General features: G+C 39.3%; 1 protein-coding gene. It reads right to left on the bottom strand.

What is annotated here, in order from left to right:
* Nucleotides 1–760: transporter substrate-binding domain-containing protein (locus HMPREF2697_RS07880; protein ID WP_070850276.1), on the bottom strand; the 760-nt coding region annotated here is incomplete at its 3' end.
* Between the last annotated feature and the right edge of the window lie 38 nt (nt 761–798).

The following is a 798-nucleotide window of genomic DNA, read 5'->3' as shown; positions in this document are numbered from 1 at the left end:
ATTTAGCAATCAAATCGTTGGTATAATCAATCAACTCTTGGTTAGACTTGCTTGAAGCAATACCGTACTCTTGTGTTTTGAAACCTTCATCAAGGATCTTGGTTTTATCACTTTCGTAACCTGACAAGATTGATTTATCACCAGCAAAGGCGTCAATACGGTAAGCATAAAGTGATACGGCTAACTCAGGATAAGATCCGAGTTGAACGTAGTCAAACTTAAGGTTATTAGCTGAAGCGTACTCTTCAACAGCAGCTTTGGCAGATGACCCTTGAGACACTCCAATAGTTTTACCGTTTAGGTCAGAAAGTTTCTTATAGCCAGATTTGGTTTGAACAAGGAAACCGATTTGGTCGTAGTAGTAAGGAGTTGACATGGCATATGAAGCCTTACGCTCATCTGTAATGGTATAAGTAGCGATAAGCATGTCAATAGTTCCGTTATCCATAAGGGCTTCACGAGTTTGTGGGGTAACCGCTGTAAAATTCACCTTAACCTTAAGTTCTTTGGCAATTTTCTTAGCGAGGTCAATTTCCATCCCTTGATAGGTATTAGTTTTGGCTGAATAGTAACCAAAGTTTGGGACATCCTGTTTGACACCAACGTTTAGAGTCCCTTTTTTGACAATTTTTTGAATTGCAGCACTATTGAGTAGTTTACTGCTTTCATCTGCCTGACTACTTTTAGTGTTCCAGAGGAGAACTGCTAGAAAAGCTATAACAGAGATAGCTAAAATGCGACTAAGTTTCTTGATTAACATAAGTCCTCCTTAGGCATCCACTTGGACACGATCAGAGT

The sequence above is a fragment of the Streptococcus sp. HMSC064D12 genome, assembly GCF_001837205.1.
Classification (GTDB): domain Bacteria; phylum Bacillota; class Bacilli; order Lactobacillales; family Streptococcaceae; genus Streptococcus; species Streptococcus salivarius_D.
Note: the sequence above shows the minus strand (reverse complement) of the source record. Positions and strands in the feature narration are given on the sequence as shown.